The organism is Mangrovibacterium sp., from assembly GCF_059905295.1.
Genome location: NZ_JBZQJF010000329.1, coordinates 1 through 6,494, shown reverse-complemented (window position 1 = coordinate 6,494; position 6,494 = coordinate 1). Strand labels below are relative to the sequence as shown.

Annotated in this window: 7 protein-coding genes and 1 tRNA gene; 3 read left to right on the top strand and 5 right to left on the bottom strand. The window is 43.2% G+C overall.

The window, feature by feature from the left end; translation table 11 throughout:
- Nucleotides 1-295, top strand: a 295-nt coding sequence (locus tag AC37HE_RS16510) for a TSCPD domain-containing protein (protein ID WP_500784149.1), incomplete at its 5' end; no start/stop codon positions are given.
- Between the two features lie 741 nt (nt 296-1,036).
- On the opposite strand, the gene AC37HE_RS16505 is transcribed toward AC37HE_RS16510, so the two are convergent.
- From AC37HE_RS16505 to AC37HE_RS16485, 5 genes are all read right to left on the bottom strand, one after another.
- Nucleotides 1,037-2,071 (bottom strand): DUF4837 family protein, encoded by a 1,035-nt coding sequence (locus AC37HE_RS16505; RefSeq protein WP_500784147.1) that lies wholly within the window; start codon nt 2,069-2,071, stop codon nt 1,037-1,039.
- Nucleotides 2,072-2,192: 121 nt separating this feature from the next.
- Nucleotides 2,193-2,396 carry a twin-arginine translocase TatA/TatE family subunit gene (gene tatA, locus AC37HE_RS16500; RefSeq protein WP_500784146.1) on the bottom strand — a complete coding sequence of 68 codons (204 nt, stop codon included), beginning with the start codon at nt 2,394-2,396 and terminating at the stop codon, nt 2,193-2,195.
- A 52-nt stretch (nt 2,397-2,448) separates the two neighbouring features.
- On the bottom strand, nt 2,449-3,783 hold the full coding sequence (rseP, locus tag AC37HE_RS16495) for an RIP metalloprotease RseP (protein WP_500784144.1): 1,335 nt from the start codon (nt 3,781-3,783) through the stop codon (nt 2,449-2,451).
- A gap of 18 nt (nt 3,784-3,801) precedes the next feature.
- Nucleotides 3,802-4,962: a 1-deoxy-D-xylulose-5-phosphate reductoisomerase gene (locus AC37HE_RS16490; protein WP_500784142.1), complete on the bottom strand. Its 1,161-nt coding sequence runs from the start codon at nt 4,960-4,962 to the stop codon at nt 3,802-3,804.
- Between the two features lie 7 nt (nt 4,963-4,969).
- Complete coding sequence (locus AC37HE_RS16485; RefSeq protein WP_500784140.1) at nt 4,970-5,830, bottom strand: M23 family metallopeptidase; 861 nt, start codon at nt 5,828-5,830, stop codon at nt 4,970-4,972.
- 209 nt (nt 5,831-6,039) lie between these two features.
- Here AC37HE_RS16485 and AC37HE_RS16480 point away from each other — a divergent pair.
- A tRNA-Met gene (locus AC37HE_RS16480) sits at nt 6,040-6,112 on the top strand.
- 52 nt (nt 6,113-6,164) lie between these two features.
- Nucleotides 6,165-6,416, top strand: coding sequence for a GIY-YIG nuclease family protein (locus AC37HE_RS16475; protein ID WP_500784138.1), 252 nt, complete (start codon nt 6,165-6,167; stop codon nt 6,414-6,416).
- Nucleotides 6,417-6,494: the final 78 nt, after the last annotated feature.

The following is a 6,494-nucleotide window of genomic DNA, read 5'->3' as shown; positions in this document are numbered from 1 at the left end:
CGAAGGATTGTCGTATAAGTTCAACCCGGTATTCTGGAACTATGCAAAACTGATTTCAGGTATCCTTCGTCACGGTATGCCAATTCATAAAGTGGTGAATACTGTTAACGGATTGCAACTGGATAATGAAACCATTAACAGCTGGAAAGCTGGTGTTGCCCGTGCTTTGAAGAAATATATTCCGAACGGAACAATTGCTGAAGGTGCTGCCTGCGGCGAATGTGGTTCTAAAAACGTGATCTACCAGGAAGGATGCTTAACATGTCCGGACTGCGGATCATCGAAATGCGGTTAATTAAGAAGAATTGCCATATACAACAGGAAAGACCGTCCGAAAGGATGGTCTTTCTTTTTTCTACGAACGGTAGATTCTCCAACCCGATAGCAGGGAAGCTTCTACAGTTTGTAGAAAGCCCAAAGTAGTCGCCGAGGCCTTTCTACAATTTGTAGATGTTCAAACGGATAGCCGGGAAACTTCTACAAATGGTAGAAGTTCCAAAGTGGTTGCCGAGAGGTTTCTACAATTTGTAGAATCGTCCCGGCACTTCTGCTGGCAAATCTACCATTGGTAGAGTTGTCTTTTGGAGCTCCGGTCTGTTTCTTCAAGTATCTTACCAAATAAATGGGGTATCATACAGAAATGACAGTTCTTATTAAATCGGTCATTAGTAGGACGACGAAGGAGGACGCAATCCTTGAAATGTAGCATATCGAATAACCAATAAGAAATGTAGAAGTAAGAAAGCGCAAACGTTAAAGTTTCGAGTTTCAAGTTGCGGGTTATTACCCACTGCCCTTGCTGGTGCGTGATAGTATCGCGTTCCTTTTTGGAATTTAAAAGCTGGAATTTGAGTCAGCTTGCAGCTAGTAGCTTGCAGCTCTTTCAATCCTTCAATCCTTCATTCCATCTATATCCTACAATCATTAAATCTGTCATTGGTCGTGTAGTTGGGGCGAATGAAAAAAGCTGCCTAAATCTCTTTAGACAGCTTCATATCTTTTGTTCTTGTGTACTTCAGCAACGGCTGGTAAGGCTTTAGTTACCCATGTTGATCTGGCTTTGTATTTTATCGTTTTTAGCCTGATCAGGCAAGGCAAGTGAGTAAACAATAGCTTCTACCTGGCGAAGGTAATTACGCTTGTTGTAGCGAGGTGCATAAACAAAACCTTCGGCTACCACAACCCGGTTGTTCGCTGCATCCAATACCGCGAGGCTAATGTATGGTCCACCCATGAAATCATTCTCAATACGCCACAAGCCACGCGTTTCAACTGCATAGTTGTTTTTATAATGGAAAATGGTAGATGTTGGATCCACCCGATGTTCCGAAACCATGTAGGTCCCCGGTGATTGTCCTTCGATATACTTACCCAGTATGGAGTCGCGTTTTTGCTCTAAATAGCTAGCCGTAAATGTGCTGTCCGAAACATAGGGGAACGAGTAAAAGGCAATTCCCTGAATGACTTCAGGCGCATCGTAACGAGCCCAGGTAAAATTGGGTCCCTGGTTAGCCACTTTGTAGCCTACCGGAACTGACACGTCTACCTTTACGTTTTTCTCAACAGCTGCTTCAACTTCTTTATTGTTGTATTTCTTGTAATTCATCTTCAGCCGGTCGCGTTCTGCTTTTAGTAAGTAAGCCACGATTTTGTCCGAATTTTTCTTGAAAATCGTATCGAAGTCCTCATTCGATTTGGCCGAGATATTAACCACTGCTTGTGGCCAGGCCCAAATATCTTTTTTGAATTCTACTTTAGCTGTGTCGATGGTTGGCGAAATACGCACATTAATAATGTTGCGGCTACTTTTAAAGATGTCCTTGAAGGCTGCCGGCGGAACATTAATTAAATCGAAAAGCGGTTCTTCCTGCGGGAGGGAGAGCTGTGCTTGTGCCAGTGTTTTTTGGATGCTTTCGCCTACGCTGCTGTCCCAGCTTTCTTTTGGGATTACAACGACAACTTCGCCGGCTTTACCGGTAATTTTCTTCATTAGTTTCGTGTCGTCCTTGCAAGAGCTTAGTACCAAACTAATACTTATGAATGTTAAGAGAATGAGGCTTAAACGTTTCATGTTGCTGATTTTATGATGTGCAATACGTTATACAAAAATCTTACCAGACTGCACAAGGTGAATGGTTCCGGTAAAAAAAATCCCGTCAGGCTATGACGGGATGTATCGATCGTAATTGGGATTAATCTTTTTGTTTCTCCTTTGTTGAGCTTTTGTCGTCATCGTCCTCGTCCTCAGATGATGCTTTTTTGAACTCCTTCATTCCTTTACCCAGTCCCTTCATGAGTTCAGGAATTTTGCGGCCACCAAACAGTAATAGAACAATTACCAAGATGATTAAAATCTCTTGGGGCCCGAACATTCCCAGAATAATTGATAAAAGCATAGTTAATAAGTTTATATGGTTTCTACAAAAATAGAAAAAATCTAATTTACTCTTAATTAAACAGTTTTATAATGTCGTTGGCGTTGGCAAACAAGACCAGGGCCAGCAAGATGATCATACCTGTAATTTGTGCATATTCCAGGAATTTCTCGCCTGGCTTACGTCCGGTAATCATCTCAAAGAGCAGGAAGGTTACGTGTCCACCATCCAATGCAGGAATGGGTAACAGGTTCATTACACCTAGGATAATCGACAGGAAAGCTGTCATGTTCCAGAAAGCGTACCAGTCCCAGGCGCCTGGGAAAATGTTACCGATTGAGATAAATCCACCCAGTGATTCGTAAGCTTTTGTTTTCGGTGAGAAAATTAGCTTGAACTGTTTCAGGTAATCTTTCACGGTGTTTACCCCGCGTTTAATACCTGCAGGAATAGATTCAGCAAAAGTGTATTTAATCGTCTTGGTCTTGAGATATGCCATGGTCTCCGGATCGAAGTCGGCCTGAAACCCTAGTTTTCCATCTTCGTCAACAGTTACCGGGACATCCATCGGCTTTTCATCGCGCAGGATGTTTAAAGTAATCGTTTCTTCTTTGTGTGAACGCAGGTACTTGATAAACTGGTCGTAAAATTTGAAGGTTTGTCCATCAACACTTACAAAATGGTCCCCTTTTTCCAGTCCGGCTTTGGCCGCAGGGCTATCTTTTACAAGTTTAGCAACTGAACAGTCGAACAGGTAACGGGGTGAAATATCAACCTGACCTTTGATAAGCGGTACCAGTTTGTCGTCGGTAATTTCAATATCTACTTTTTCGCCGTTACGATCAACTGTGATTGTATGGGCTTTGTCGAGTACGACAGTCGGCAGAATTTTCTGGAAGTTTTCGATGTACTGGCCATCCACTGACAGGATTTTATCACCATTCTGAAGACCGATTTTTTCACCGGCTTCGTTCACCATGATCCCGTATTTGGCACTGGCTGTTGGAGTATACTCGGTTCCGTAAGCATACAGAATAGCAATGTAGATGACAAAAGCCAGTATGAAATTCATTAAGACACCACCAATCATGATCAACAAGCGTTGGTAGGCTTTCTTGGAGCGGAATTCCCACGGTTGCGGTTCCTGGCTCAAAGCTTCTTTGTCCATCGACTCGTCAATCATTCCGGCTATTTTTACATAACCACCCAATGGCAACCAGCCAATCCCATACTCGGTTTCACCTTTTTTCACTTTAAGGAGTGAGAACCAGGGATCGAAGAACAGGTAGAATTTTTCAACCCGGGTTTTAAACAGGCGGGCGAAAGCAAAGTGTCCAAATTCGTGGAGGATCACCAGCAGTGAAAGACTTAAAATTAATTGGGCAGCTTTTATGAGTACTTGTTCCATTCGTTTTTACTTGTGTTTTTAGCTTCTTTTCTTGATTAATGAAGTTGTTAACAATCGTGTTTCCTTATCGGTTTGAATATAGTCATTCAAATCCGGATTTTTTATGAAAGCAACTTTCTGCATGCTTTCTTCAATAATGTCCGGCATTTCTACAAAGCGAATCTTCTCGCGTAGCAAAGCCTGTACCACAACTTCGTTTGCGGCGTTCAGGATGCAAGGCATGTTTCCGGACTGGTTAAGCGCTTCGAAAGCCAGTGCAAGGTTACGAAAAATTTTTGTATCAGGCTGTTCGAAGGTCAGCGTTGGGTAATTCATAAAGTTGAAACGATCGAAGTTCGATGGCAGTCGTTGCGGAAAGTTCATCGCATACTGGATCGGCAGCTTCATATCGGGTAGTCCCATTTGTGCTTTCATCGATCCGTCGCGAAACTGAACCAGCGAGTGCACAATACTTTGCGGGTGAATAACTACATCGATTTGTTCCGGTTTCAGGTCGAATAACCATTTCGCTTCAATCACCTCAAAACCTTTATTCATCATACTGGCCGAGTCGATGGTGATTTTGGCTCCCATGTCCCAGTTGGGATGTTTCAGGGCGTCGGCTGTGGTTACCTTTTGCAGCTGCTCGAGGCTGAAACCTCTGAACGGACCACCAGAGGCAGTGAGGTAAATCTTTTCGATCTCGTTCATGTGTTCCCCTGCTAAACACTGGAAGATGGCTGAATGTTCCGAGTCTACCGGATAAATGTTGACTTTGTTTTCAATGGCTTCACGGTTAACAATCTCTCCGGCGACAACGAGGGTTTCTTTGTTGGCCAAGGCGATGTGTTTGCCTGCGCGTATGGCATTGAGCGTTGGCAGCAAGCCTGAGTAGCCAACCATGGCTGTTAGCACCATATCGATGCTGTCCATTTGTACCACTTGCTCCAAAGCTTCTTTTCCGGCGTAAACTTTAATGTCTTCGTCCTTCAGGGCTTCTTGCAGAATGCTGTAACGGCATTCGTTGGCAATGACAACCGCATTGGGTTTAAACTTGCGGCTTTGTTGGATCAGTAGATCAATATTGTTGTTTGCAGTCAGCACTTCCACTTCGAAATGATCGGGATTTTGCTCGATCACCTCCAGTGCCTGTGTGCCAATCGACCCGGTAGATCCAAGGATAGCTATTCTTTTTTTCATGGTTTGGTTAAAAGTCGATGTATTCTTCGGGGTTCAACGGAACGCCTTTGTGCCAAAGTTCGAAATGCAGGTGCGGGCCGGTCGACAATTCTCCGGTATTACCCATGTAAGCAATTACTTCACCTGCTTTAACAATGTCGCCTTCTTTTTTTAGCAGTTCCGAGTTGTGTTTATAAACTGAGATAAGGTTATTGTCGTGTTGGATGTACATCACATAGCCGGTCTCTACGGTCCAGCCGGCAAAAATAACTGTACCGTCCATGACCGCTGAAATACGGGCGTTTGGCAGGCCTACGATATCAACAGCATAGTGGTTAATGTCTTTGTTGAATTTTTCGGTCACCATTCCTTTCATCGGGGTGAAGAGGTGAAGGTTGGCCAGTCTGGTCGCTTTTTGATCTTTTGCATTGATGGAAAGATCCAGTTGTTCTTCCAGCAGATGTTGTTCGAAAATCGAATCGTGGTTGTAGGTGTTTGCATTCAGCTCAGCTGGTTTTAATGTGGTATCGGTAGAGCTTGACTGATCTGGCGGGGCCTCTCCGTTCAACACCGTTTGAATTGTCTTCAGATAATTGTCGCGAAGTTGAATTTGGTCTTCCAACGAGTCGAGCATAACCGCATTCTTCACCATTAACTCACGAACATCTCCGGACGGATAGCCTGGAATAAATTCTTTTAGAGGGGTGGTAGCGATAATCAAAACTGTTAATGCAATTAATGCAATACCACCTAGTCCAAAGATCAAAAATACGTTGATTCTAGTGAGGCGCGCACTCCAAACCGTTTGAAATGAGGTGTCGTTGTAAATGATTAACCGGTAACGGTTCTGTAGTTTTTCTAAAATTTTCTTTTTTTTCTGTTCTTTCATGCCTCCGATTTGGAATCGTCAAAATTAGCTAAATTAGGCGGATAGCCATCTTAGGGAGGCTGAAATTAATACTTTTTAACGCAAGCAGAAAATTTAAAAATAATGCGGTCGTATTTGGATATTGAAAAACTTGTTCTATATTTGCAACCGCATTCGGGAAATGAAACACCGAAGACGTTCAAAAAAGACTAAAAATATTTAAGATATATTGCGGGGTGGAGCAGTTGGTAGCTCGTTGGGCTCATAACCCAAAGGCCGTCAGTTCGAGTCTGGCCCCCGCTACTACGACGAAGGAGAATCAAGAAATTGGTTCTCCTTTTTTTATTCTAACGTTATGGTATTTTACGTTTATGTACTCTACTCGGATAGCTATGATAAGATCTACATTGGAATGAGCTCAGATCCGGAGAAGCGCTTGTTTGCGCATAATAATCTACCAAAGGGATGGACAAGAAGTTATCGTCCTTGGATCATGATTTATACCGAAGAGTTTACTGAAAAATCATCAGCATTAAAACGCGAGCAAGAGTTGAAGTCACATAAAGGACGGGATTTTATTCGCACGAATATATTACCAAAGAGGTAGCTCGTTGGACTCATATCCGGCAGCAGCCGGACGTAGTTCGAGTCTGGCCCCCGCTACTACGACGAAGGAGAATCAAGG